We start from the raw sequence: 24,926 nt of genomic DNA, 5'->3' as shown, positions 1-24,926 counted from the left end.
GCTCGTTTCCGAAAACAGCCAATCACGCCGCAAGTTCAAAATTCTAGTGGGGAAGCACCATCCATGGCGCGCGATACAACAGACGAGACGCCCCTTTCCGGCACGGAAGAACTGGCGACCTACCTCGCCCAGGGCTCCAAGCCGCAATCCGCATGGCGCATCGGCACAGAGCACGAAAAATTCCCGTTCTATACCGAAGACAACAGCCCGGTTCCCTATGACGGACCGCGTGGCATCCGCGCCATTCTGGAAGGCATGCAGTCGAAACTGGGCTGGGAACCGATCATAGACGAAGGCAATATTATCGGCCTCGTCGAGCCGACCGGACAGGGCGCGATCTCGCTGGAGCCGGGCGGCCAGTTCGAACTGTCGGGCGCACCGCTCTCCACCATCCACCAGACCTGCCGCGAAACCAATGCGCATCTGGCGCAGGTGCGCGAGATAGCCGAGCCGCTCGGCATCCGCTTCCTGGGTCTTGGCGGCAGTCCGAAATGGTCCCTGGCCGAAACGCCGCGCATGCCGAAATCCCGCTACAACATCATGTCCAACTATATGCCGAAGGTCGGCAAGGACGGGCTGAACATGATGTACCGCACCTGCACCATCCAGGTGAATCTCGACTTCGCCTCGGAAACCGACATGCGCCGCAAGATGCAGGTTTCGGTGAAACTGCAATCCATCGCCACGGCGCTGTTCGCCATGTCGCCGTTCACCGAGGGCAAGCCAAACGGCCTGTTGTCCTGGCGCTCCAATATCTGGCGCGATACGGACAACAACCGCTCCGGTGTGCTGCCCTTCATCTTCAACGAAAATTTCGGCTTTGCCGATTATGTGGAATGGGCACTCGACGTGCCGATGTATTTTGTCCTGCGCCATGGCCGTTACCACGACTGCACGCATGTGACGTTCCGCCAGTTCATGAACGGCGCGCTGAAAGATGCCATTCCGGACGCCACGCCCAACATGGGCGACTGGACGAACCACCTTTCAACGCTGTTCCCGGAAGTGCGGCTGAAGCGCTTCCTTGAAATGCGCGGCGCCGATGGCGGCCCATGGCGGCGTATCTGCGCGCTGCCGGCATTCTGGGTCGGCATTCTCTACGACGCCGAGGCACTGGATGCTGCGGAAGCCCTCACCCGCGATTGGACCTACCCGGAAGTGCAGGCCCTGCGCGACGAGGTGCCGGCAAAGGGTCTGCGCGCCACGCTGCGCAACCGCTCGGTGCACGACATTTCGCGCGACGTGCTGGCGATTTCGCGCCTTGGCCTGAAAAACCGCGCGCTGCTCAACAGCGAAGGCTTTGACGAGACGCATTATCTTGCATCGCTGGAGGAAGTTGTCGCGCGCGGCACGACCTCCGCCGAGCAGATGCTCAGCCAGTACAACACGGTCTGGGGCGGCTCGGTTGAACCCGCTTTTCTGGAGTATGCCTACTAATTCCGCCCTTTGGGAGACATGCGATGAGCAAGACCATCCTGATAACAGGCGCGAGCCGTGGTATTGGCCGCGCGGCGGCCATTCTTGCGGGTCAAAAGGGATGGTCGGTCGGCGTCAATTACGTCGGCAACAAGACCGCTGCGGATGACGTGGTGGCGGCGATTGTCGCGGCTGGCGGCAAGGCAAAAGCCATACAGGGTGACGTCGCCAACGAGGCCGATGTCATCGCCATGTTCAGGCAGACCGAGGAACTCGGCCCGCTCGACGGACTTGTCGTCAATGCCGGTATCGTAGCGCCCGCATCCAAGCTGATGGATATCGATACCGAACGTCTCAAGCGCATGTTCGATGTGAATATCCTCGGCGCCTATGTCTGTGCCCGCGAAGGTGTTCGCCGGATGGCGCGGTCTCGCGGCGGCAAGGGTGGATCAATCGTCATCCTGTCATCCGCCGCAGCTCGTCTTGGCGGGCCGTCGGAATATGTCGACTACGCCGGATCAAAGGGGGCGATGGATACGCTGACCATCGGCCTTTCCAAGGAAGTCGGTGCCGAAGGCATCCGCGTCAATGCCGTCCGCCCCGGTCTGATCGAAACCGACATTCATGCCAGCGGCGGCCAGCCGGACCGGGCCCAGCGCCTCGGCGTGACGGCACCGCTGGGGCGGCCGGGCACGGCTGACGAAGTCGGCGAATCCATCGTCTGGCTGCTCAGCGATGCCGCGTCCTATGTCACCGGGGCGCTTCTCGATGTCACCGGCGGCCGCTAACTCAGAATTTGACTCCCGTTCCCCGACTTATGTGTTATGCGGAAGCCAGATTGTCTGACGCGGATTCTTCACACCATGCCCACACACAAAGCGCTTACTGAAGCCTTCATTCCCGAATTGCCGAACTACTACCGCGGCAAGGTCCGGGAGAATTATGATCTGGCGGATGGACGGCGCATCATTATCGCCACGGACCGCATCAGCGCATTTGACCGGATTCTTGCCTGCATTCCGCTGAAGGGCGAAGTGCTGACGCAGACCGCGCGTTACCAGTTCGAGCAGACCAAGGATATCTGTCCCAACCATGTGCTCGATTATCCCGACCCGAACGTCGTGGTTGCCCGCCGCCTCGATATCCTGCCGGTCGAAATCATCGTACGCGGCTATCTCGCCGGAACCACCGGCACATCGATCCTGACACTCTACAAGGCGGGCAAGCGGGAGATGTATGGCACGACCTTCCCCGACGGCCTGCAGGACAATGAAAAGCTTCCCGCCCCGATCATCACGCCGACATCCAAGGCGTTCGATGGCGGCCACGACGAGCCGCTGACCGCCCGGGAAATACTCGACCAGAAGCTGCTGACGCAGGAGCAGTGGGATACGATTTCCGCCTATGCGTTCAAGCTTTTCGCGCGCGGACAGGAAATCGCCGCCAGCCGCGGCCTCATCCTGGCCGATACCAAGTACGAATTCGGCACGGATGCGGATGGCAATATCGTGCTGGCTGACGAAATCCACACATCGGATTCCAGCCGCTACTGGTTTGCCGACAGCTATGCGCCGGGCAAGCGTCCGGTCAGTTTCGACAAGGATTTCATCCGCACCTGGGTGGTCGAGCGCTGCGACCCCTACAAGGATGATATCCCCGAGATTCCGCAGGATATGATCGACGCGACGACCAAGGTCTATATCCAGGCCTATGAAACGATTACCGGTGCAACATTCACGCCCGGCGATCCCGCCGTCGATCCGCTGGAACGCATCCGCAAGAATCTGGCGCAGTACTTCTAACCCGATAAAAAGATTGAACTTTGCTTATCGACAGGGCTACTCTTCCCTCGTGCATCAGCCCGAAGGAGGATCGGCGCCATGAATCTCGTAGACATGTTTCTGAAGGGACAGGGCGGGCAGGCCGTGGAGGCATTGTCCCGCCAGTTTCAGCTCTCGCAACAACAGACAATCGCTGCCATCGAGGCATTGATGCCCGCTTTCTCGCAGGGCTTGCAGCGCAATACCGCCGATCCCATGGGTGTCGGCGCCTTCATCCAGTCGCTGTCGTCGGGCCAGCACGTCAATTATTTTGATAATCCGCAGGCGGCCTTCAATCCGGCAGGCATTGCCGACGGCAATGCCATTTTGAACAATCTGTTCGGCTCGAAGGAGTTGTCACGTGCCGTCGCGGATCATGCCGCGCGGATGACCGGTATCGCCGTCAGCACGCTGCAGCAGATGTTGCCCGTGCTCGCATCGATGACGATGGGCGGGCTCTACAAGCAGTCGACGGGCCAGTTTGCGGCGGCCGGGCTCGGCGGTGGCAATGTCATTGGCGATTTCATCGAGCAGATGATGCGGCAAAGCGGCGGCATCGGCGGCCAGACCGCTCCCAACCAGCCGGGCGCCGCCAACCCCTGGGGCCAGATTCTGGAAAGCATGCTCGGCGGCGGCGCTGCCGGAACGCCGCAGCAGCCGCAAGGCCAAGCCAATCCGTGGGGCAACAATCCGCTTGGCCAAATCCTCGAACAGATGACGCGCGGCGGGTTTCCCGGCGCCACGCCGCAAGGCCAGCAGCCGTCGGGAAACGCGCAGAACCCGTTCGGCGACAATCCGCTCGGCAAAATCTTCGGCGATATGCTCGGCGGCGGTGCACAACAGCGCACGGCACCGGAGCCTCAGCCCCGGCAGCCGGACCAGCCGCCCGCTGCCAACAATCCGTTCAAGGATGTCCTCGACCAGATGTTCGAAACAGGCCGGAAAACCAACGAGCAGTATCAGAAGGGTGTCGAATCCATTTTCGACCAGTATCTGCGCGGCATGGATCGCAACAAATAGCCGGCCCCATAAAGAAAAAGCCCGGCCAGAAGGCCGGGCAGTGGGCAGGCGGGGCACCGGGAGGGGATTCCGGTGTGAATGGGACGCCTGCTAAACCGTCAAAATCGATGCTCAGCTGATCGAGCGTGCTGCGCGCAAACGGGCCCGTACATCGGCCAATGCGCCCAGTTTTTCGCTCGGATCTTCAAGCAGCGACGTGCCAAGGGCCGAATGCAGATCACCGCGTGTGACACCGATGTCATGCAGCATTTGATCGTTCCACTCACCGAGGCTCAAAATCGTTTTGCGATTGCGGCGGGCGACGATCATTCGGGTGACAAAGCCAAAGGCCTGAGCCAGCGCGAAAGTGATCGCGGGCACCAATCCATTTACTTCAGTCGTTCTCGTTGTCGTCGTCATCGCCCTACTCCTTTTTTGAATGGCGCTGATCAAGAAGGGTTGAATCGCGTGGAAACCATTTTCTACGCATTACGCCCGGTATCGTTTCAACACAGGCGTCTCCTGAACATCTGTAGAATGATCCACAAAAATTGATTATTCAAACGAATGTTTTTCATGTAAACGTTCAATAATAATGATGGATTGAACCGTCCGGGAGCAAAGCCATGAGTGCGCCTCTTGATCTTGACCAATTGCAGACATTTATCGCCATTGCCGACAGCGGCAGCTTCACCAGAGCGGCTGATGCGGTCAACAAGACTCAGTCGGCTGTTTCCATGCAGATGCGCCGGCTGGAAGAGCGGGTTTCCAAGGCCCTGTTCGAACGGGACGGGCGCACCAACAAGCTGACCGAAGACGGCGAGCGTCTGCTGGCCTATGCGCGGCGCATGATGCAGCTCAACGGTGAAACCATTGCGGCCTTTGATGATACGCAGTTGCAGGGTCATATCCGCATTGGCACGCCGGATGATTATGCTGACCGCTTCCTGCCGGAAATCATGGCGCGCTTTTCCCGCTCCAATCCCCGCGTGGAGCTTTCCGTGGTGTGCGAGCCCACGGTCAATCTCGATGAGATGATCCGCAAGGGGCAGCTCGATCTGGCGCTGGTCACGCAGTGCGACGACATGCGCCGTTCGGAAGTGGTGCGAAGCGAGCAGTTGCTCTGGGTCACCTCGGCGCACCATACGGTGCATGAGGAGAAGGTGCTGCCGCTTGCCGTCGGCCGACCCACCTGCATCTGGCGCGCCGCGGCAATCGACGTGCTCGACACCATGCATCACGACTATCGCATCCTGTTCACCAGCTGGTCGGCGACGGTTCTGGCAGCGGCAGTGCTTGCCGGCCTTGCGGTCTCGATCCTGCCGGAATGCGCCCTGCGCCCCGGCATGCGTGTGCTCGGCGAAGCCGACGGCTTTGGCCGCCTGCCGGAATTCGGCATCGGCATCATGCGCGGCCACACCAAGCCCTCCGCCATCGTGGATGCGCTGGCGCAGCATATCGTCGAAAGCCTCGACAATTTGTCGATGCCAACCCCGGTCAGCATGGCCCCGGCGGCCGCGCCGAACCAGGTCAACCAGCGCCTGCGGCAGGTGCGCTCGACAGAGCTGGTTCCGGGCTGGTAGGCGGTTATAGCCCGCCCTGCCACGCCTTGATGGCATCGAGCGGATAGACCAGCATCAAGACATTGAGGGTGAGATTGTCGCGAATGACATATCCCGCCAGCAATTCGAAGACGATGGCGATAATGATCGTCAGCCAGAGCGGCGCGCGCGATGCAAAGAAGAAGCCGATCACCATGAACAGGATATCGCACACCGAATTCAGCACGCTGTCCCCGGTATAACCGAGCGCAATGGTCGCCTCGCGGTAGCGATTGATGACCATGTCGGTGTTCTCGAAAATCTCCCACGCGGCTTCGACCACAATGGCAAGGAGCAGGCGGAAGCCCACCGGCTTGCTGCGCGCAACCAGCCACAAAAGGCCGTAGAACAGAAAACCATGGATGATGTGCGACAGGGAATACCAGTCGGAAATATGCTGGGAATTGTCGGACGAGTTGACTTCGCCCACCCAGAGCTTGACGGTTCCGCAGGTGCAGATGGGATTGCGGCCCATCCACAGCAGGATGATGGCGGTCAGAGCGATCATCGCGGTGCCGATCATCAGATAATGGCGCAGACTGAGACGTTGCGTCATGAGCATTCCCCTTTTCATCCCCCGGCCCTGCAACACAGGCCTCCAAGACTTGACGCCATTCATCACCCCGTTAGGAATAGGGAATGACCGAAAAGTCCGAATCGACGTCCAATGTTGCCGAATATTCCGTATCCGAAATCTCGGGAGCGCTAAAGCGCACTGTTGAGGACACGTTCGGCCATGTGCGCGTGCGCGGCGAAATATCCGGTTATCGCGGCCCCCATTCCTCGGGCCATGCCTATTTTTCCCTGAAGGACGACAAGGCCCGTATCGAGGCCGTCGTCTGGCGCGGCAGCATGAGCCGGCTGAAATTCCAGCCCGAAGAGGGCATGGAAGTCATCGCGACAGGCAAGCTGACCACCTATCCCGGCTCGTCGAAATACCAGATTGTGATCGAGCAGATGGAACCGGCCGGTGCCGGGGCTTTGATGGCGCTTCTGGAGGAACGCAAGCGCAAGCTCGGTGCCGAAGGCCTGTTCGATCCGGCCGCCAAGCAATTGCTGCCCTTCATGCCGCGCGTCATCGGTGTGGTCACCTCGCCGACCGGTGCTGTTATCCGCGATATCATACACCGCATTACCGACCGCTTTCCGCTGCACGTGCTGGTCTGGCCGGTGCGCGTGCAGGGCGAAACCTCCGGTGCGGAAGTGGCAGCGGCCGTCAATGGTTTCAATACCCTGCAGCCGGGCGGCGCCTTGCCCCGGCCCGACGTGCTGATCGTGGCGCGTGGCGGCGGCAGCCTGGAAGATCTCTGGGGTTTCAACGATGAAGTCGTCGTGCGCGCCGTTGCGGCCTCCGATATTCCGGTCATTTCGGCCGTCGGGCACGAAACCGATTGGACGCTGATCGATCTTGCCGCTGACGTCCGTGCTCCAACACCGACCGGCGCGGCTGAGATGGCCGTGCCCGTGCGGGCTGACCTGCAGGCGAGCGTTGCCACCTATGGCGCGCGGCTGGCGGCGGGCATGTCGCGTTACCTCGACAATCGCCGTCAGGCCCAGCGCGCCCTGTCGCGCGCCCTGCCCTCCGCCGACCAGCTGCTTGCCCTGCCCCGGCGGCATTTCGACGAAACCGCCGCCCGGCTCGGCCGCGCCCTGCAGGCGAACACCCAGAAAAAGCGTGCGCATTTCGATGGCCGCGCCCGGCAATTGTCGCCGAGGGTCCTGCAGCAGCGGTTCCGCGAAAAGCAGCGGGAAGTGACTGTTTTCGGCGACCGCCTGCCGCGCAGCCTGAGCGTCTTCCTGCGTGACCGGCGCGCCGTCTTTGCCCGTCATACCCAGCGTCTGTCGCCTGAACCGATTGCCCGCCTTGCCGTGCGGGGGCGCCAATCGCTCACCCAGCTGGAACGGCGGCAGGATCAGGCCATCGGCATCACGCTGGACCGGGCCAAGCGACGCGGCAGCGAACTCGAACGGCTGATGAAAACGCTTTCGCACGAGAGCGTACTCGAGCGCGGCTTTGCCATCGTGCTCGACACGGCGGGCGCACCTGTAAAACGCGCCGCTGCCATTGCCAGCGGCGATCATCTGACGCTGCGCTTCCAGGATGGCGAGGTTCAGGCCGTGGCCGGGGACGGTGAAGCCAATCCGATCAGGCCAAAGCCGGAACGCCCGGCTCCGGCAAAGAAGCCTGCCGCGCCCGGCACGGACCAAGGCTCGCTTTTTTAATTTACTCCCGTGTCCATTCCGGGCTGTTGAGCTCGATCAATGAGCGCGACCAATCCTCGATGAAGCGCTGTCTCTGCGCCCAATCCTGCACTGCCAGCAGCCCTGGCCCGATGCGGATGGGTTGTGCAATTCCCGATTCCTTCAGGTTCTGCGGCCCGTCGACATCCGGCGGCAGGCCGCCCGTTTCGGAAAAATAGAACGCATTGCTCCGCGCAATCGACTGGCCGCGCTCCGACAGGAGATAATCAAGGAACTGCGCACCAAGGTCGCCGCGCTCTGCGGATTTGGGAATGAGCGCTCCGCGGCTGAGCACCAGCGTATAGTCCCGCGGCACGACAACCCTGAGATCCGGATACCTTCGCGCCGCATCATAGGCATAGGAACCCAGCATGTTGTAGCCGATATAGAGGCGTCCGCTCGCTACCTCCTCGAGAATTTCGCCGGTGCAGCATCGCGCCACCGCAGAAGCGCGTGCCATGCTTTCCAGCAAGCGGCCGAAGACGGTGTTCGTCTGCCGGGCGTCGTTGAAGGCCAGCAAATAGCCAATGCCCGAGAGGCGGATATCGTAGGTGCCGACACGGCCGCGATAGTAATCAAGACGTTCGCGCAGGAGGTCGGCGAGTTCCACATGGGTGCGCGGCACCTCGGCCGGCGGGACCTTGCGGGTGTTGTAGACGAAGACGGCCGGTTCATAGGTGAAACCAAAAACCTCGTCGCGCCAGTTGGCCCAATCCGCCACACGCAGCGTTTCCGGCGATGTGTGGGACGCGGCACAGCCATCATTGGCCAGTTTCAGCAACTGATCCACTGACGACGACAGGAGCAGGTCCCCGAGCGGCTCGTCCTTGCGGCAGGCTTCGCTGGCCAGCGCATGCAGTTCATTGGTGAGATACTCGATGTAATCAATCGATATGCCCGGTGCGGTGCGCTGAAAATCGTCGATCAGCGGCTTCATAGCGGCCAGATCGGTGGTCGAATAGATCGTCAGCTTGCCGGTTTCCGTCTGCAGCGCCGGAAATCGTGTATGATTGTCCGTTGCCGCCAGAACCTGCGATGTCAGGGCAAGGATTGCGGCAATCAGGGTAGCCGTGAAACGTTTCATCATTTCGCGGGCCCCTTGTACAAAGGCAATGTCAGGATAACCGTGAAGCTCTTCTCATCCCGTGCGCGAAAACCCAGCGTGCCGCCATGGGCATTGACGACTTCCTGGGCAATGGCGAAGCCAAGGCCGGAACTGCCTTCGTGCGATTTCGATGTCGCGAAACGCTGGGTGGCTTTTTCCCAGCCCTCCGGCGGAATGCCCGGGCCGTCATCCTCGACCTCGACATAGGCGTCGAGCGCGTCGGAGCGCACCCGCACCTCAAGCCGCTGATCTGTTCCGTGCCGCAGGGCATTGTCGATGACATTGACAATAGCCTCGCGCAGGCTGACCGCATCGCCGAGGACAAAGGGGCGGTCATCGGGCGCTTCGAACGAGATGACGATATCGGGGTCCACGGTGATGGGAATGGCGGCGCGGTAGGCACGGCGGGCCACATCGACGAGGCTGATCGGCTCAAGCTGGATGGAGTCGGCGCGGTGGATGACCATGGCGTGGCTGAGCAACTGGTTGGTCAGGCGCGCCAGCTCGCCGGTGCGCTGCTGCACCCGCTCGAAATGCTGCCGTCCGGTCTTGTCCAGCTTGTCATGCCCAAGAAGATCGATCTGCGCGGACAGGGCCGTCAGCGGTGTCCGGATCTGATGCGCGGCATCGGCGATGAACCGTTGCAGCAGGTCAACACGTTCATTCAGGCGGCCCATGAAATGATTGATGGAACTGACAAACGGATCGAGTTCGCGCGGAACGCCGACCGAAACCGGCGTCAGGTCGTGCGGGTCACGGCGGCGCACGGCCGCCCCCAAGCGTTCCACGGGTTGCAAGGCATAGCGGATGGCCAGCATGGCACCGGCAAAGGCGAGAAAGCTCATGACGACGACAAGGATGGTGGCACGCAGCGTCAGTTCCCGCGTCAGGGCGGAGCGCGCCTCGTTGGTCTGCGCCACGACGACATAGGCATGCCCCGTCACCGACGGGTCCGCCAGCACGCGGGTGGCGCGGGCTATGCGCACCGCCTCGCCCTTGTAGATACCTTCGCTGATGCTGACGGCGTCGCGCGCGCCATCCGGCGGCGCCGGGCTTTGCAGATCATCATAGCCGGTCACTGTTTTGCCGTTGGTATCGATGACGCGGTAGAAAATCCGGTCGCGTTCGGCAAGACCGAGCAATTCAAACGCCGATGTGGGCAGACGGGCGCTGAGCGCGCCTCTTTCAACGGAAAGACTCTCGGCCATTTGCAGGGCAGCGCCGACAAGCAGCCGGTCATAGGCCTTGTCGGCCGCTGTTTCCGCGTAATACCAGGCCGCGCTGACGAGAATCGCCGCACCGATACCCAGAACCAGCGAAATACGCCGGGCCAGACGGGCAAAGAGGGACGGCTCATGCTGCATCGCCGGCCACCAGTTGATAGCCCAGCCCGCGCACCGTCACGATGCGCGCCTGCGCGCCTTCCAGTTTCTTGCGCAACCGGCCGACATAGAGCTCGATGGCATTGGCATTGGCGGCCTCGTCGAACCCGAAAATCTGGTCGAGCAGTTCGTCCTTGCTGAAAACACGGCCGGGCCGCGCCGCCATGACTTCAAGCAATGTCAGCTCGCGCCGCTTCAACTGGACTTCGCGCTTGCCGACATGGACGGACCGCGCGCCCCGGTCGATGGCGATATCGCCGCATTTGATCAGATTGGTCGCCTCGCCGCCGGTGCGGCGCCGGATCAGCACGCGGGCGCGCGCCTCAAGCTCGCGAAAATCGAAGGGCTTGACGAGATAATCATCCGCACCGAGATCGAGGGCGCCGACGCGGTCCTCGATCTCGGAACGCGCCGTCAACACGAGGACGGGAACGGCATTGCCGGATCGGCGCAAGCGCTTGAGAATCTCAAAGCCGTCCATGCCCGGCAGCATGACATCAAGGATGATCAGCGAATATTCAGTGAAATCGATGATTTCCGCCGCGGCACGGCCGTCGGTTTCCCAATCGACAGCATGGCCGATCGCCTCGAAACGCTTGGCGATAGCCTCCCCCACATCATGCGTATCCTCAACCAGCAATATGCGCATGGTTTTCATTGGCATGAACGCCCGCCGGGATCAATTGACGATGAATGCTTTTACCATGCAGGGATTGAATGCAGCGGACGCATGGGCCAGGCGAACCGGACCCGCTTGGCAAACGGGCGCCGGGGCGATATCGAACTCCCCTTGACGACGTCTTGCAGAGAATGAAGATGATGATGATCCGACCGATACAGCCCGACGACATACCGCCGCTCGTGGCAATCTGGGAAAGCGCCGTCCGGGCGACGCACCATTTCCTGTCCGAAACAGACATCCAGTTCTTCCTGCCGCTCGTGCGCGACGAGGCGCTTCCCGGACTTGAAGTGTGGGTGGCACAGTCGCCATCCGGCCAGCTCCTGGGCTTCATGGGCCTGACGGGCGCCAAGGTGGAGATGCTGTTCGTCGATCCGGCACGGCATGGCCAAGGAACCGGCCGGCAGCTCCTGGATCACGCGCGAACGCTCAAGGGCCGGCTCAGCGTCGATGTGAACGAACAGAATCCCGACGCGCACGGCTTTTACAGACATTATGGATTTGTTGCCGTCGGGCGTTCGGAACGCGATGGATCGGGCCGCCCTTTTCCGCTGATTCACATGCAGCAGCCAGCCTGAGAACCGGTTTGATCCGGCTTTGTATTTTTGGGGGTATTGGGGAGGCTTTGGGAAGAAGTGGTACGGACGGGTGGATTCGAACCACCGACCTCAGGAGCCACAATCCTGCGCTCTAACCAACTGAGCTACGACCGCGCACCGTCTTCTTTTCGACAGGGGTCACATACGTAAGATTGATGCTTTTGGCAAGCACCCGATGCAACAGAAAGGTAAAAACCAACAAAAAAGAAAAGGCCGGGGGAGGAACCGGCCTTTTCCATTAATGCAAGACCCATACGGGAGGAACTATCGGGTCTTGCTTGTCCAGCGGCCGGGAGGAGGAGTGCCGCCGGAGTATTTTTTCATCAAAGGCCGTTAAATTAGGCGACCTTGACGTCCTTGATTGCCTTCTCGACAGCCGACTTGACCGGAGCGGAGATTTCTTCAACAGCCTTGGTTGCAACTGTCTGGAATTCCTTGGCCTGGTCGGTCAGGGCTTCAGCCTGCTTGCGAACGAATGCGCTCTGCAGTTCGATGACTTCGCCGAAAGACTTAACACCGATCAGGGCTTCGATATGAGCGAAGCTGGCTTCGGTGTTGGCGCGCAGCGCAGCCAGAGCCTTGAGGGAGAGAGCAGCAGTGTTCGACTGTGCAGTTTCAAACGTGCTTTCGAGTGTCTTCTGGGCAGCTTCGGCCTGATCCTTGATCTTGGCATAGGCTTCCTTGGACTGGGCAACGCCCTTCTCGGTGAATTCGCGAACCTGATCGGTTACAGCGGTCGCATCAAAGGCAGGGATCGAGAACGCATCAGCAGTCTGTTTGGTGGTCTTGCTCATAATATGTTCCTTCCATGTGCAGCCGGTCTATGCGACTGCTTGTGAATTCATGACACGTATATAACCCAATTTATTGTGCATTGCAACATTTCTTTCGCATCGCACAATCAAACGTCTGATTTTTCATCCAAATATTTTTGTGGAGCGTCTTCCAAGTTAACTAAACCAAGAGAAAGACGTGTGACGTAAGGGACTGTGAGTGGACGATTGATCGCCAGACGATTATTAACAGAGTATTAAGACAATCCGCAGACAGCGGATGCTTTATTGTGGAGTGCACCGGTCAAACGATGACGTCTGGAACTTACCCATTCATCGATATTGCCGTTCTGGATGAAATTCGCGAGCATTTTGCCAATGGCGATGCGCTTGTGGTGATTTCGCCGGATCTGGAGAATGTCATCTGGGCGAATGGCCAGGGTGCAAACGCGCTTGGCTATGCGACCATCGACGATATTCTCGATGCCGGCTCCGTGCTCAATGTACAGGCAAGACGTCAGCTCATGGCGCTCGACGGTTTCCCTGCCATCGGCCATGGCCGCACGGTGTCATTGCGTGTGGCCTTCGGCTTGGCCAGCCGCATCCTGACATTCCAGGCAAGCGACCTGACCCTGCCGCGCGGCGAAGCCGCCATCCTGCTGTCCATCGCCAATACGGCTCGACTGACATCCGAAGCGGAGATCGCCGCGCTGGCCATCAAGGGCTTTGGAGACAGCACCACCCATGCGGCCATGATCGATGCCGCCGGCACGGTCTTGGCAGCCTCCGAGCAGTTCCGCAGCATCGGCTTCAACGACAAGATGCTGGGCGATCTGGTGCGCGAAGTGCGGCTCGAACGCAACCGGCTGGTGAAACGCCCGGTGCAGACAGCCAACGGTTTTGTGCCGGCCGGCATAGCGCGGCTGACCGACAGCCCTGCCCTGCATCTTCTCTTCGCCATCCGCGACGTCAATGCAAGCGTAGAACAACCGGTAAAAACCGCGGACAAGCAGCCCGAACCGCCCGTCACCGTTGTCCAGGATGTCCGGGACAGCGGCGTCGAAGCCACGGAACCGCCGCACAGCACCCCCGCCGTTGAACCAGCGGGGCAACAGGCGGAGAACGCGGCGCCCGAAGATGGGCCTTTTCAGTACAAGCCCTCGGACAACCCTGTCCGTTTTGTCTGGAAGGTGGATGCGGATGCGCATTTCGACGAAATATCTCCCGAATTTGTCGGCGCGGTAGGCCCCAACTCGGCGGCGGTCATCGGAAAATCCTTCCGCGATGTCGCCAACGTCTACGGGCTCGACAGCGGCGGCGAGATTGCCGAACTTCTCGAACGGCGCGACACATGGTCGGGCCGCTCCGTTCTGTGGCCGATCGAAGGCACCGATTTACGCGTGCCCATCGAACTGGCGGCCCTGCCGATCTATTCGCGCGAACGGGTGTTCATGGGCTTTCGCGGGTTCGGCGTTGCCCGCATGGGTGATGTTACGACCGATCCCGAGGCGATTGGCAAGGCGCTCGCGCCCAAGCCCGTTCCTCCCGTCGATGCATTCAATGGCGAAAAACCCGCCATTGCCATCACACCCGCCGCACCGGTTGAGCCTGCCCGCGACGAGGCCAGGACCGAAGCGATAGAAGGCAACGTCATCCCGTTGAAGACCAACCGTCTTCCGCGCGATGACGGGCGCCTGAACGATGCGGAACGCAATGCCTTCAGGGAAATCGCCGAACGGCTGCGCCGCGAAGTTCTGGCCGACAACCCGAAGGAAGCCGCCCCTGCGGCTGCCCTAACCAACGCCGAAGCGCCATCGGAACAGCCGGCAGTGCCCGCGCCCGTCGTGCCGCCTGTTCCCGATGCGGAAGTCGTCGGCCCCGGTTTCACCGTGCCGGCAGACAACGAGGCAGCGGCAACTGCAGCCGATCCGGCACCGCAGACGGATTTTGCGGAGAATATCCGCACACAAGCCCGGCAAGGCGTCGATACCGCCGTTCTCGCGGCCCTGCCTCTTCCGGTCCTCATCCATCGCCATGGCATTCTTCTCTATGCCAACACGGCCCTGCTCGACGCCACGCTTTATGAAACGCATGAAAGCATCAACGCGGCAGGCGGCCTGAATGCACTTTTTGCCGAAAATCCGGAACAGGCCGACAGCGAGACAGCGGATGGTGTGAACCTGCGTCTGAGCGATGGCACGACCCGGCGCGTCCAGGCGCACCTTCAGGCCGTGCGCTGGGACGAGGACGGCGAACGCGCCCTGCTGCTGGCCTTGTCGCCTGAGGCGCAGCCGCCCGTGGTGCAATCGCCGGAACAGCGGTTCGACGACAGCGAGCGGCAGCTCCTGCAAACCCGCATCGACGAGCTGAATGCGATTCTGGATACCGCGACGGATGGGGTTATCCTGCTTGATTCCGCCGGTGCCATCCGTTCGGTCAATCATTCGGCGGCGGCGCTGTTTGGCTATAATCCGGAAGACGTGGAAGGCAAGGCGTTCTCCCTGCTCTTTGCCATCGAGAGCCAGCGGACGGCCATGGACTATGTCAGCAGCCTGTCGGACAACGGGGTCGCCAGCGTTCTCAATGACGGCCGCGAGGTCATCGGCCGCGAAAGCAAGGGGCGGTTCATCCCTCTGTTCATGACCATCGGCAAGCTCGATGCGTCAAAGGGCTTTTGCGTCGTGTTGCGGGATATCACCCATTGGAAACAGGCCGAGGAAGAACTTCTCAGCGCCAAGCGCGAGGCAGAGCGCACCTCCAGCCAGAAGAGCGAATTCCTCGCCCGGATCAGCCATGAAATCCGCACGCCGCTCAATGCCATCATCGGTTTTTCCGAGTTGATGGCGGACGAAAAATTCGGCCCTGTCGGCAATGAGCGGTATCGCGACTATCTCCACGATATCAGCCGTTCCGGCAATCACGTTCTGTCGCTGGTCAATGACCTCCTCGACATTTCCAAGATCGAGGCGGGCGCGGTGGAGTTCGACTTCCAGGCGGTTTCGCTGAACGACGCTCTCACCGAGGCGGTGGCGATCATGCAGCCGCAGGCGAACCGCGAACGGGTGATCATCCGCTCCAGCCTGACCTCGCGCCTGCCCGACATTGTCGCCGACCAGCGGTCGATCACCCAGATTGCCCTCAACCTCCTGTCGAACGCCGTGCGTTTTACCGGACCGGGCGGACAGGTGATCGTTTCGACCAGTTACGAACCCAGCGGCGACGTGCTTCTGCGGGTGCGCGATACCGGTATCGGCATGACGCGGCAGGAAGTCGAACAGGCGCTGCGCCCCTACAAGCAGATCACCACGCCCAAACATGCGCGCACCGACGGCACGGGTCTCGGGCTGCCATTAACAAAGGCCATGGCCGAGGCAAACCGCGCAAGCTTTGCCATCGATTCCGCGCCGGGGCGCGGCACGATGGTCGAAATCAGTTTTCCGTCGACCCGCGTCCTCGCCGACTGAAAATTGTAAGACAGCTTCCCATCGCCTCATTCAGTCCGCAATGCGATGGCAACGCTCTGCAACAAATTGGCGCCTGACGATCTCTGGCCCTTGAATTGCAACGCATCATCGCTAAACCGTAGATGGAGAAGCGTAAAACCTTCCGGCGTGCAGCCGGAAGAACAGCAGACATCGGAATATTCATGTCCTGGTACCGGCCGAGGAACATATTCGCGACAATCATCGCATTGGCTCTCGTTGCCGCGGGACTTCTCGCCGCTATTCCCTATCTCGTCAGCACGGATGTCATCCGTGCCCGGCTCATTCAGGAACTCAGCAACTGGACCGGCTACAGTGTCGAATCGCGGCAGACGCCGCAAATTTCGTTCTTTCCGGTCTTTTCCGCCTCGCTTGCCGACGTGACCATCCGCAATCCTTGGCAGAGTGAAGGCACGCCCTTTATGAAGGCGGAACGCATCGAGGTTGACCTGTCGCTGCTTTCCGCGCTGATGGGCCGGACGGAATTCACCGAGACAACCATTATCCGGCCGCGTTTTGTCATCGACGAGCCGATCAAAAGCCTGTCGCAGATCGGCGAATCCCTGGCAAAAACCGATGGGCGCATCGGCGACGTCATGCGCGAGGCACGGGCGGCCATCGAGGCCAATCCGGCAAAACCGGATATGAGCAATGTGTCGTCGCAGCCGTTCGGACGTATCCGGCTTGAAGATGCGATGGTGACGTTCAAGCGGCCGCTCAACGGGTCGGAAGAGCAGATTTCCAGCATCAGCGGCGTTTTTGAATGGCCGCAGACCTCGGGCGTCGCCAGCTTCCGCGGCAATGCCATCTGGCATGGCGAGGAAACCGAGATCGACAGCTCCGCCAGCAAGGCGCTGCTGCTGCTGGCTGGCGGCACCAGCCCGCTGCAGGTGAACCTGACATCAACGCCCCTCACCCTTGCTTTCAACGGCTCGGCCAATATTGCCAAGAACCAGTTCTTTCAGGGCACCCTGTCGCTGACCTCCCCGTCCCTGCGCCGGACGCTGGAATGGTCGAAGACCCCATCCATTCCCGGCGCGCCGATTGGCAGCTTCGCCCTCGACGCCACGGTTTCCGGCTCGGCCAACCGCATGAAGCTCGACGGTTTGACGGCAACCCTGAACAACAATCCGGCAAAGGGCGGCATTGAAATCGTCCTGAACGACGGAACGCCAAGCATCACCGGCACGCTCGCCTTCGAGACGCTTGACCTCCGCTCCGTGCTGTCGGGCTTCATGCCGCTGCCCGACGGGTCGGCCAACGCCAATGCGGTTATCGATACCCGCTTCCTCAAGCAGGCCAATGTGGACCTGCGCGTCTCCACGCAAAAGGCCACGGCGGGTTCGGTCAATCTGACGAATGTTGCCGCAACCGCGCAGGTTCGCAACGGCCGGGCCATTTTCGACATCGGCGAGGCCGCAGCCTTCAACGGCTCCATTGCCGCAAGTTTCCAGCTGGCCGAAGAAGGCGATGGCGGCGCCACGGGTGAACTGCGTCTCAACGGCACGGATGTGAACAGTGCGGCCATCGCTCCGCTGCTGGGGCTTGGCAACCGGTTCGAGCTCGGCAAAGGCACGATATCCCTCCTTCTCAAGGGACCGATCTCCCGGTGGTCATCGGCCATGGAGAACGCCAAGGGCACCCTCAGCATGCGCTTCGGCACCGGGCAGATCAAAAGCATCGATTTCAACAATCTGCTCAACCGGGCCAAAACGGACCGGTTTTTCAGCCTGAATGAAAAAACCGACGCCTGGCTGGCATTCGACCGGATGGAGATCAAGGCCAATATCATGGACGGCGTGGCAGCCCTCGAGACCGCGCAAGTCCAGATGAAATCCGGCGTGCTGAGCTTTGCCGGCATTGTCACCCTTATCGGCAAGAGCCTGGCCTTGACGGGAGACTATGCGGTGCCTGTTCCTGCTGCTGCACCCGCACCCGCACCCGCGCCAGCGGCAACAGCAGCCCCTGCTCCGGCGCCCGCCGACGCGACGGCGCAAGCCGCACCCGCCGAGCAGAAGCCTGCGCCGGTATTCAATCACACGCGCTTCTTTATCGGCGGTTCCTGGGACAATCCGTTTATCTCGCCGATCATCGCACCGGCGAATTAGTGCATCGAGAGGTTAGTGACGGGCAGCGGCCTGCTCGTCACGCGCCTTCTGCACCTCGCGACGCTTGTTGGCAATCGACGCGATCACCACCCCCACCGCGACGACGGCAATCAGGATGGTGCAGGCGGCATTGATCTCCGGCGTCACCCCGAGACGCACCTGCGAATAAATGCGCATCGGCAGGGTGGTGGCACCAGGACCCGAAGTGAAGCTTGAAATCACGAGATCATCGAGCGACAGCGTGAAGGCGAGCATCCAGCCGGATACCACCGCCGGCATGATCACTGGCAGGGTGACCTTGAAGAAGGTGGTGACCGGCGTCGCCCCGAGATCCATGGCCGCCTCTTCGAGCGAGCGATCGAACGTGACCAGGCGCGACTGCACCACGACGGCCACGAAACACATGGTGAATGTGATGTGGGCGAGCGTGACGGTCCAGATGCCACGGTCAAAGCCAATGGCGACGAACAGCAGGAGCAGCGACAGGCCGGTAATGACTTCGGGCATGACCAGCGGCGCGTAGATCATCGCTGAAAACAGCATCCGCCCGCGGAAACGGGTATAGCGGGTGAGCGCGAGGGCACCGAGCGTTCCGAGGATTGTCGCGAAGGTCGCCGAGATCAACCCGACGCGGATGGTCACCCACGCCGCATCGATAAAGCTCTTGTTGTTGAACAGCGACACATACCATTTGGTCGAGAAGCCGGCCCAGACGGTGACGAGGCGGGATTCATTGAACGAGAAGACAACCAGCAGCACGATCGGCAGGTACAGGAACGCGAAACCGATGACCAGCGAGACGATATTGAAGCGGGACCAGGTGGTGTTCATGTCACTTCTCGCTTTCCTGGGCTTTGGCTTCCGACCGCTGGAACAGCACGATGGGCACGACGAGCAGCGCCAGCAGAACCACGGCGACCGCGGAAGACAGCGGCCAGTCACGGTTGGCGGAGAACTCGTTCCACAGGGTTTTGCCGATCATCAATGTCTCCGACCCGCCGAGAAGATCGGGAATAACGAATTCGCCGACGGCCGGAATGAAGACAAGGAAGCATCCGGCGACAACGCCGGGCAGCGACAGCGGGAACGTGATTTTCCAGAAGGCGGTGATGGGTGGGCAGCCAAGATCCTCCGCAGCCTCGACCAGCGAGTAATCCATCTTTTCCAGCGTCGAATAAATCGGAAGCACCAGAAACGGCAGATAGGAATAGACGATGCCGATCAGCACCGCGGTATTGGTGTTGAGAATGTTCAGGGGCGTGTGGATGACATTGGCCCACATAAGAAACTGGTTGAGCAGCCCCTCAGGCTTGAGAATACCGATCCACGCATAGACGCGGATGAGGAAGCTTGTCCAGAAGGGCAGGATCACCAGCATCAGCAGGGTTGACCGCACGGTGGCGGGCGCCCGTGCCATGCCGTAGGCGATGGGATAGCCCACCAGCAGCGTCAGGAACGTCGAAATGGCGGCAATGATCACACTGGACAGATAGGCTTTGACATAGAGCGGATCGCTGCCGAGGAAGGTATAGTTGTCCCAGGAGAACTGCGACACGCTGTTGATCAGCCCCTGCCAGCCCGCCCAGACATCAATCGTCGGCGTGTAGGGCGGTATCGCCATCGTCACTTGCGAGAGTGAAATCTTGAAGACGATGATGAACGGGATGAGGAAGAAAATCAGCATCCACAGATAGGGAACGCTGATGACGAGGCGGCTGACAACGGACGCGATCAGTTTTTGCATGGCAGCCCCCTAAGCCGTCAACAGGATGCCGGCGTCGGTATCGAAATTGACCCAGACCTTGTCGTCATAGCCAAGCGGGTCTTCGACCGTGCGCACCGCGTTCAAACTGGCTGCCTTGATGATCCGGCCACTTTCAAGCCGGACGTGGAAAACCGTCATGTCGCCGAAATAGGCGATATCATAGAGTTCGCCATGCGCCGCGTTGACGGCAGTGTTTGCCGGTTCCTTGCGGCTGAGGCGGATTTTCTCCGGGCGGATGGCAAACCCGACGGACTGGCCGGCGGCGCAGTCGCGCGTTGCATCCGTGCGAATGGTGATCCTGTCGGCCGGGACATCGATATCGACCTTACCCGGCATCACTGTCGAGGCTGTACCTTCGAACATGTTCACATTGCCGATGAAATCCGCCACAAACTTGGAATTCGGGGCTTCGTAGACTTCCGCAGGCGTCGCCACCTGCTTGACTTTGCCCTTGTCCATGACGGCGATGCGATCGGCCATGGTCATGGCTTCCTCCTGATCGTGCGTCACGACGACGAAGGTCAGGCCAAGCTTCATCTGCAGGTCCATCAGCTCGAACTGCGTTTCTTCGCGCAGCTTCTTGTCGAGTGCCCCCAACGGTTCGTCCAGCAGCAGGACCTTTGGCCGTTTGGCAACGCAGCGGGCAAGCGCCACGCGCTGACGCTGGCCGCCGGACAGCTGATGCGGTTTGCGCTTGGCGAACTGCTCGAGCTTGACCAGCTTGAGCATTTCCGCAACACGCGCGTCGATTTCATTCTTCGGCATGCCATCCTGCTTCAGACCGAAAGCGATGTTGCCCTCGACCGTCATGTGCGGGAACAGGGCATAGGACTGGAACATCATGTTCACAGGCCGCTTGTAGGGCGGGATGCCGCGCATATCCTGACCGTCAAGCAGGATACGGCCCGAGGTCGGCTCTTCAAATCCGGCCAGCATGCGCAGGAGCGTGGACTTGCCGCAGCCGGATGCGCCGAGAAGGGCAAAGAATTCACGATCGTAGATCGTCAGGGACAAGTCATCGACAGCGGTAAAGTCACCAAACTTTTTGGTTACATTCTCGAAGGAAATATAGGGTTTTGCTTCAGGATCATTCCAAGGTGCGAATTTACGGCGAAAGCTTCCCAGTGATTTCATGATTGCCCCGGCATTTTGGTCTTGACGTTAAAAACCCCGGCATTTTCTGCCGGGGTTTTCTCGAGATTTACTGGCCTGTTACCACTTTGGTCCAGAGCCGCGTGACGGTTCGCTGCGTTTTCGTGTCATAAGGCGTCACGGTAAAGAGCTTGGCCAATGTGGCCGCATCCGGATAGACCGACGGATTTTCCAGAATGGCCTTGTCGATGAATTCCTGCGAAGCCTTGTTGCCATTGGCATAGGACACGAAGTTCGAGGCTTTCGCCGCAACTTCCGGACGCATGATGTAGTTGATGAACTCGTGCGCTTCCGCCACATGCGGTGCATCGGCAGGGATGGCCATCACGTCAAACCACATCTGCGCACCCTGCGACGGAATGGCATAGTCCAGCTTCACGCCGGCATTGGCCTTTTCCGCACGCGACTTGGCCTGCAGGATATCGCCGGAATAGCCGAGTGCCAGACAGATATCGCCGGCAGCGAGTGCATTGATATATTCCGACGAATGGAACTTGCGGATCGACGGGCGAACCGCTGTCAACAGGTCCGCGCCCTTGGCAAGATCGTCGGGATTCTTGCTGTCCGGATCAAGGCCGAGATAGGCCAGCGTGGACGGCAGGACATCCGAGGCAGAATCAAGCACATGGACACCGCAATCCTTGAACTTGGCCGCCATTTCGGGTTTGAACAGGATATCCCAGTTTGGACGCGCATCCGATCCGAGAATTTCCTTCATCTTGTCGACATTGTAGCCAAGGCCCGTGGTGCCCCACATGTAGTCGACCGCGTACTGATTGCCCGGATCATATTTTTCGATGCGCTGGTTGATCACATCCCACATGTTCTTCAGGTTCGGCAGCTTCGACTTGTCGAGCTTCTGGAACACACCGGCGGCAATCTGGCGCTGCAGGAAGGATGCGGTCGGAACAACGACGTCGTAACCGGTTCCGCCTGCCAGCAGCTTGGTTTCGAGGATTTCATTGGAGTCGAAGGTATCATAGACAACCTTGATGCCCGTTTCCTTGGTGAAGTCAGCAAGGATGCTGTCATCAATATAATCGGACCAGTTGTAGACATTGACAACGCGTTCCTGCGCGCCGGCTGCCGTGGCAAGCCCAAGGGCGAAAGTGGCCGTTAAAAGGATGGATTTGATACCCATAAAATGCCTCCATGCTGCTGGCACCTGATCTTTCAGCCGTGCCAGGGGTTCCCAAATTTCCCCTACCTTTTTAGATTGCGATCACTTCGTCAACAGGGTTGCAGCAACTCCCTCATCTAAAGTTGCAGATCAACGCAATTTTGATCGCCGCATTTTGGCGCACGGTGTCAGGCTGGTGGCTTTCGTGTCAAAGCCGCACGCTGGCGCCGGTATTCCCAGCCCAGATGAAAGAGCAATGCACAAAGGATGATACCGCCGCCAATGATGGTGCGCTGCGTCGGGACTTCATTGTGCAAAAGCCAGACCCAGACGGGCCCGAGTACAGGCTCGAGCGTTCCGATCAATGCGGCGAGCGCCGAGGGAATAAGACGGGCGCCACTGACGAAAAGGGCAAGGCCGAGACCAAGATTGACGGCCCCAAGAGCAAACAGGAAACCGAAATCCCGCACGCTCGCCGAGAATGATCCGCTCATCACCGAGGCCGCACAGGCGGCCATCACCACGCCGAGAAAAACCGCGGGCGTCATGCGCAGATGCGCCTTGCGCCGCGTGATCACCGTGGCGGACGCAAAGGCGATGGCAATCAGCAAGGCGAGAAGGTCGCCGATGGGAGAAACCGCGCCATCCAGCGAATCGGAAACCATGATGGCAACGCCGGCAATCACCACGGCAATGGCACCCCAGGTTGCAAGGCTGACCCTTTCGCGAAAGAGCACCCAGGAAATCAGCGCTGCCAGCAGCGGCACTGCCGCCTGGAGCAGCAGGACATTGGCGACCGTCGTGTAGGACAGGGCAACGATGAAGCAGGACGACGCGATGGCAAAACAGATGCCGACGCCCACCCCGGCCAGCCCCATGTTGCGAAACAGCCGCAACGTTCCGTGCGGACCATCGCGGACCAGCATGAAACACAAAAGGAAAAGCCCGGCGAATACGGACCGCCAGAACACCACGGTCCAGTTATCCGTGGTTTCGAGAAAGCGGGTCAGAGCGCCGCCCGTACTCCAGGCGATTGCCGAGCCTGCAACCAGCAGGCAGCCGACCGCGGTCTCCGACGCGCTCTTGGCGGGATCGGGCGCAGCAACCGGCGGCAGCGGGACAGACGAAACACTCATGCGGGTACAATGCCAAATTTCAAATCTGCGGTGAGTTTGGGAAACGACTGGAGATTGTCGCTTTCTGCATCGTTTTCGCCGGCAAATCCAGCGGCATCATTGAAAATCGAAGGCACTCAGGCCCGTCACCATCTCATCCAGCCCCAGCGGCCGGGTGACCGGCGGCTCGGCACGCGAAAGACAGGCAGAGCGCTCGCAGAGACGGCAGGCCGGGCCGACCGGCGTCGCACCGATATTCCTGCCGCCGAGCGCAGCGCCATAGACCGTTTCATCGGCGAAACCGATATCGCAGCCGAGCAGGATCGCCGTGCGTCGCGGGCGTTCATTGAAGCTGCCTTGCGGCCCCTCAAGCGTGCGGGCGATGGTCATGAACTCAGCGCCACCCGGCATCTCGATGGCTTCCACCAGAATCTGCCCCGGCTGGGCAAAGGCGGCATGCACGGCCAGCTTTGGACACTCGCCGCCGAAGCGCGACTGCGGATAGCCCTGTGCGCCTGCCCGGCGGAAGCGATTGCCCGCATGATCCACCTCCAGCATGAAGAACGGAATGCCCGCAGCCCCCTGTCTTTGCAGGGTCGTCAACCGGTTGGCCGCCTGCTCGAAGGAGACATTGAAACGCGAGCGCAGCACGTCGACATCATAGCGGGCGCGCAGGGCAGCAGTCTGGAATGCCTGATACGGCATCATCAGGGCCTGAGCGGCATAACGGGCAAGTTCGAACCGGGCGATGCGGCGCGCTTCGTCGGAGGATAGCTTCAGCTCCTGGATCTCCGCCGCGATGACCACCTGCATGCGGATGAGCACCGCCTCAATGGCCAGTTCACGCAGCTGATCGAATGGCGACAGCCGTTCCGAGATGAACAGGCGCTGCGAATGGCGGTCATAGCGCCGCCGCCAGTTCGGCATGGTCGCGACCGGCAGGACGCGCACCGTGATTCCATGCTCGCTTTTCAGCCATGCCTTCAAGGCGCCTGAGAGATCATCGCCCGGCTTGATCAGATGGATGAAGCTGTCGACCTCCCCTTCAACGCGGGCAAAATGATTGGGCTTGCGCTCCAGCACGTCCCGCACTTCGCTGAGCGGCAAACGCGTTGCCGACAGCGACGGCACATGCCCTTCCTTTGCCAGCATTCCCGAGAGGTCGGACAGGCGCTCCAGTGATTCCCGGTAGGCACGGTACAGCTTGATGACACCGGCCGCCGCATTGGGTGCGGCATCGCCGATCTCGATCAGTTCCTGGTCCCCGGGCAATTCACCATTGAGCAAGGGATCGGAAAACACTTCTTTCAGTGCTGCCATGGACGAGCCGGTCTCGACCTGCAGCGTGTCGAGTTCGATCTTGTAGGTCGATGACAGCTTCAACAGCAGCTGCACCGTCAGCGGACGCTGGTTGCGCTCGATGAGATTGAGATAGGACGGCGAAATGCCCAGCGCTTCGGCCATGGCCGTCTGCGTCAGCCCCTGCTCGTTGCGGATGCGCCGGATGCGGGGACCGGCGAATATCTTGCCTTCAGCCATTTCCACCCCTTATGTCAGCAATATTGACAA

21 protein-coding genes and 1 tRNA gene are annotated in these 24,926 nt (G+C 60.5%); 9 read left to right on the top strand and 13 right to left on the bottom strand.

Annotated features, from left to right (window positions below; all coding sequences use genetic code 11):
• The first annotated feature begins 63 nt into the window (after positions 1-63).
• The 4 genes from ACIQWS_RS02940 (at position 64) to ACIQWS_RS02925 (ending at position 4,256) form a co-directional block, all read left to right on the top strand.
• Positions 64-1,437, top strand: coding sequence for a glutamate--cysteine ligase (locus tag ACIQWS_RS02940; RefSeq protein ID WP_403170040.1), 1,374 nt, complete (start codon positions 64-66; stop codon positions 1,435-1,437).
• 23 nt (positions 1,438-1,460) lie between these two features.
• A complete protein-coding gene (locus tag ACIQWS_RS02935; RefSeq protein WP_403170038.1) occupies positions 1,461-2,204 on the top strand; it encodes an SDR family oxidoreductase in 744 nt (247 codons plus the stop codon).
• A 75-nt stretch (positions 2,205-2,279) separates the two neighbouring features.
• On the top strand, positions 2,280-3,218 hold the full coding sequence (locus ACIQWS_RS02930) for a phosphoribosylaminoimidazolesuccinocarboxamide synthase (RefSeq protein WP_403170035.1): 939 nt from the start codon (positions 2,280-2,282) through the stop codon (positions 3,216-3,218).
• 78 nt (positions 3,219-3,296) lie between these two features.
• Positions 3,297-4,256: a DUF937 domain-containing protein gene (locus ACIQWS_RS02925; RefSeq protein ID WP_403170033.1), complete on the top strand. Its 960-nt coding sequence runs from the start codon at positions 3,297-3,299 to the stop codon at positions 4,254-4,256.
• Positions 4,257-4,367: 111 nt separating this feature from the next.
• Here ACIQWS_RS02925 and ACIQWS_RS02920 read toward each other — a convergent pair whose 3' ends face one another.
• Positions 4,368-4,655 carry a DUF1127 domain-containing protein gene (locus ACIQWS_RS02920; RefSeq protein ID WP_223611725.1) on the bottom strand — a complete coding sequence of 96 codons (288 nt, stop codon included), beginning with the start codon at positions 4,653-4,655 and terminating at the stop codon, positions 4,368-4,370.
• 206 nt (positions 4,656-4,861) lie between these two features.
• On the opposite strand from ACIQWS_RS02920, the gene ACIQWS_RS02915 reads away from it, so the two are divergent.
• Positions 4,862-5,818 (top strand): LysR substrate-binding domain-containing protein, encoded by a 957-nt coding sequence (locus tag ACIQWS_RS02915; protein ID WP_403170030.1) that lies wholly within the window; start codon positions 4,862-4,864, stop codon positions 5,816-5,818.
• A 4-nt stretch (positions 5,819-5,822) separates the two neighbouring features.
• Here the strand turns inward: ACIQWS_RS02915 and ACIQWS_RS02910 are convergent, their stop codons facing one another.
• The gene (locus tag ACIQWS_RS02910; RefSeq protein ID WP_403170028.1) at positions 5,823-6,392 is read right to left on the bottom strand and encodes a DUF2585 domain-containing protein; all 570 of its coding nucleotides are present in this window, start codon (positions 6,390-6,392) and stop codon (positions 5,823-5,825) included.
• A gap of 83 nt (positions 6,393-6,475) precedes the next feature.
• Between ACIQWS_RS02910 and xseA the strand changes: the two genes are divergently transcribed.
• Complete coding sequence (gene xseA, locus ACIQWS_RS02905; protein WP_403170025.1) at positions 6,476-8,059, top strand: exodeoxyribonuclease VII large subunit; 1,584 nt, start codon at positions 6,476-6,478, stop codon at positions 8,057-8,059.
• Position 8,060: 1 nt separating this feature from the next.
• Here xseA and ACIQWS_RS02900 read toward each other — a convergent pair whose 3' ends face one another.
• Genes ACIQWS_RS02900 through ACIQWS_RS02890 form a run of 3 tightly spaced genes read right to left on the bottom strand, consistent with a single transcriptional unit; the run spans position 8,061 to position 11,213 of the window.
• Positions 8,061-9,164, bottom strand: a complete 1,104-nt coding sequence (locus ACIQWS_RS02900) for an ABC transporter substrate-binding protein (RefSeq protein ID WP_403170022.1) — start codon at positions 9,162-9,164, stop codon at positions 8,061-8,063.
• Positions 9,161-10,546 (bottom strand): sensor histidine kinase, encoded by a 1,386-nt coding sequence (locus tag ACIQWS_RS02895; protein WP_403170019.1) that lies wholly within the window; start codon positions 10,544-10,546, stop codon positions 9,161-9,163. Before ACIQWS_RS02895 ends, ACIQWS_RS02900 begins: the two co-directional genes overlap by 4 nt.
• Positions 10,536-11,213: a response regulator transcription factor gene (locus ACIQWS_RS02890; protein WP_223612394.1), complete on the bottom strand. Its 678-nt coding sequence runs from the start codon at positions 11,211-11,213 to the stop codon at positions 10,536-10,538. Before ACIQWS_RS02890 ends, ACIQWS_RS02895 begins: the two co-directional genes overlap by 11 nt.
• A 173-nt stretch (positions 11,214-11,386) precedes the next feature.
• On the opposite strand from ACIQWS_RS02890, the gene ACIQWS_RS02885 reads away from it, so the two are divergent.
• A complete protein-coding gene (locus ACIQWS_RS02885) occupies positions 11,387-11,821 on the top strand; it encodes an acetyltransferase (RefSeq protein ID WP_403170016.1) in 435 nt (144 codons plus the stop codon).
• A gap of 58 nt (positions 11,822-11,879) precedes the next feature.
• On the opposite strand, the gene ACIQWS_RS02880 is transcribed toward ACIQWS_RS02885, so the two are convergent.
• Together ACIQWS_RS02880 and ACIQWS_RS02875 are read right to left on the bottom strand one after the other, a co-directional pair.
• Positions 11,880-11,956, bottom strand: a tRNA-His gene (locus ACIQWS_RS02880).
• A 224-nt stretch (positions 11,957-12,180) separates the two neighbouring features.
• Positions 12,181-12,636, bottom strand: coding sequence for a phasin (locus ACIQWS_RS02875; RefSeq protein ID WP_105736338.1), 456 nt, complete (start codon positions 12,634-12,636; stop codon positions 12,181-12,183).
• A 290-nt stretch (positions 12,637-12,926) separates the two neighbouring features.
• Here ACIQWS_RS02875 and ACIQWS_RS02870 point away from each other — a divergent pair, with 290 nt between their 5' ends.
• Positions 12,927-16,079, top strand: coding sequence for a histidine kinase dimerization/phospho-acceptor domain-containing protein (locus tag ACIQWS_RS02870; RefSeq protein WP_403170012.1), 3,153 nt, complete (start codon positions 12,927-12,929; stop codon positions 16,077-16,079).
• A gap of 182 nt (positions 16,080-16,261) precedes the next feature.
• Entirely contained in the window at positions 16,262-18,205 is a 1,944-nt protein-coding gene (locus tag ACIQWS_RS02865; RefSeq protein ID WP_403170009.1) for an AsmA-like C-terminal region-containing protein, read from the top strand.
• Between the two features lie 12 nt (positions 18,206-18,217).
• Here the strand turns inward: ACIQWS_RS02865 and ACIQWS_RS02860 are convergent, their stop codons facing one another.
• The 6 genes from ACIQWS_RS02860 to ACIQWS_RS02835 all read right to left on the bottom strand — a co-directional run bounded on the left by ACIQWS_RS02860 (position 18,218) and on the right by ACIQWS_RS02835 (position 24,896).
• The gene (locus tag ACIQWS_RS02860) at positions 18,218-19,036 is read right to left on the bottom strand and encodes an ABC transporter permease (RefSeq protein WP_223611740.1); all 819 of its coding nucleotides are present in this window, start codon (positions 19,034-19,036) and stop codon (positions 18,218-18,220) included.
• Position 19,037: 1 nt separating this feature from the next.
• Positions 19,038-19,949 (bottom strand): ABC transporter permease subunit, encoded by a 912-nt coding sequence (locus ACIQWS_RS02855; RefSeq protein WP_288192018.1) that lies wholly within the window; start codon positions 19,947-19,949, stop codon positions 19,038-19,040.
• 9 nt (positions 19,950-19,958) lie between these two features.
• Positions 19,959-21,104: an ABC transporter ATP-binding protein gene (locus tag ACIQWS_RS02850; RefSeq protein WP_403170006.1), complete on the bottom strand. Its 1,146-nt coding sequence runs from the start codon at positions 21,102-21,104 to the stop codon at positions 19,959-19,961.
• Between the two features lie 67 nt (positions 21,105-21,171).
• Positions 21,172-22,263, bottom strand: a complete 1,092-nt coding sequence (locus ACIQWS_RS02845) for a polyamine ABC transporter substrate-binding protein (RefSeq protein WP_346307604.1) — start codon at positions 22,261-22,263, stop codon at positions 21,172-21,174.
• Between the two features lie 167 nt (positions 22,264-22,430).
• The gene (locus tag ACIQWS_RS02840) at positions 22,431-23,378 is read right to left on the bottom strand and encodes a DMT family transporter (protein WP_346307603.1); all 948 of its coding nucleotides are present in this window, start codon (positions 23,376-23,378) and stop codon (positions 22,431-22,433) included.
• A gap of 96 nt (positions 23,379-23,474) precedes the next feature.
• Complete coding sequence (locus ACIQWS_RS02835; protein WP_403170003.1) at positions 23,475-24,896, bottom strand: short-chain fatty acyl-CoA regulator family protein; 1,422 nt, start codon at positions 24,894-24,896, stop codon at positions 23,475-23,477.
• Positions 24,897-24,926: the final 30 nt, after the last annotated feature.

Source organism: Phyllobacterium sp. NPDC097923 (assembly GCF_044760925.1).
GTDB lineage: Bacteria > Pseudomonadota > Alphaproteobacteria > Rhizobiales > Rhizobiaceae > Phyllobacterium > Phyllobacterium calauticae.
The sequence above is the reverse complement of the archived record's forward strand: the minus strand, read 5'-3'. Positions and strand labels throughout refer to the sequence as shown.

Excerpts from the sequence above, each read along its gene's own strand:
- ACIQWS_RS02940 (WP_403170040.1), top strand. The coding sequence starts at position 64 with ATGGCGCGCGATACAACAGACGAGACGCCCCTTTCCGGCACGGAAGAA.
- ACIQWS_RS02935 (WP_403170038.1), top strand. The coding sequence starts at position 1,461 with ATGAGCAAGACCATCCTGATAACAGGCGCGAGCCGTGGTATTGGCCGC.
- ACIQWS_RS02930 (WP_403170035.1), top strand. The coding sequence starts at position 2,280 with ATGCCCACACACAAAGCGCTTACTGAAGCCTTCATTCCCGAATTGCCG.
- ACIQWS_RS02925 (WP_403170033.1), top strand. The coding sequence starts at position 3,297 with ATGAATCTCGTAGACATGTTTCTGAAGGGACAGGGCGGGCAGGCCGTG.
- ACIQWS_RS02920 (WP_223611725.1), bottom strand. The coding sequence starts at position 4,655 with ATGACGACGACAACGAGAACGACTGAAGTAAATGGATTGGTGCCCGCG.
- ACIQWS_RS02915 (WP_403170030.1), top strand. The coding sequence starts at position 4,862 with ATGAGTGCGCCTCTTGATCTTGACCAATTGCAGACATTTATCGCCATT.
- ACIQWS_RS02910 (WP_403170028.1), bottom strand. The coding sequence starts at position 6,392 with ATGACGCAACGTCTCAGTCTGCGCCATTATCTGATGATCGGCACCGCG.
- xseA (WP_403170025.1), top strand. The coding sequence starts at position 6,476 with ATGACCGAAAAGTCCGAATCGACGTCCAATGTTGCCGAATATTCCGTA.
- ACIQWS_RS02900 (WP_403170022.1), bottom strand. The coding sequence starts at position 9,164 with ATGATGAAACGTTTCACGGCTACCCTGATTGCCGCAATCCTTGCCCTG.
- ACIQWS_RS02895 (WP_403170019.1), bottom strand. The coding sequence starts at position 10,546 with ATGCAGCATGAGCCGTCCCTCTTTGCCCGTCTGGCCCGGCGTATTTCG.
- ACIQWS_RS02890 (WP_223612394.1), bottom strand. The coding sequence starts at position 11,213 with ATGCGCATATTGCTGGTTGAGGATACGCATGATGTGGGGGAGGCTATC.
- ACIQWS_RS02885 (WP_403170016.1), top strand. The coding sequence starts at position 11,387 with ATGATCCGACCGATACAGCCCGACGACATACCGCCGCTCGTGGCAATC.
- ACIQWS_RS02875 (WP_105736338.1), bottom strand. The coding sequence starts at position 12,636 with ATGAGCAAGACCACCAAACAGACTGCTGATGCGTTCTCGATCCCTGCC.
- ACIQWS_RS02870 (WP_403170012.1), top strand. The coding sequence starts at position 12,927 with ATGACGTCTGGAACTTACCCATTCATCGATATTGCCGTTCTGGATGAA.
- ACIQWS_RS02865 (WP_403170009.1), top strand. The coding sequence starts at position 16,262 with ATGTCCTGGTACCGGCCGAGGAACATATTCGCGACAATCATCGCATTG.
- ACIQWS_RS02860 (WP_223611740.1), bottom strand. The coding sequence starts at position 19,036 with ATGAACACCACCTGGTCCCGCTTCAATATCGTCTCGCTGGTCATCGGT.
- ACIQWS_RS02855 (WP_288192018.1), bottom strand. The coding sequence starts at position 19,949 with ATGCAAAAACTGATCGCGTCCGTTGTCAGCCGCCTCGTCATCAGCGTT.
- ACIQWS_RS02850 (WP_403170006.1), bottom strand. The coding sequence starts at position 21,104 with ATGAAATCACTGGGAAGCTTTCGCCGTAAATTCGCACCTTGGAATGAT.
- ACIQWS_RS02845 (WP_346307604.1), bottom strand. The coding sequence starts at position 22,263 with ATGGGTATCAAATCCATCCTTTTAACGGCCACTTTCGCCCTTGGGCTT.
- ACIQWS_RS02840 (WP_346307603.1), bottom strand. The coding sequence starts at position 23,378 with ATGAGTGTTTCGTCTGTCCCGCTGCCGCCGGTTGCTGCGCCCGATCCC.
- ACIQWS_RS02835 (WP_403170003.1), bottom strand. The coding sequence starts at position 24,896 with ATGGCTGAAGGCAAGATATTCGCCGGTCCCCGCATCCGGCGCATCCGC.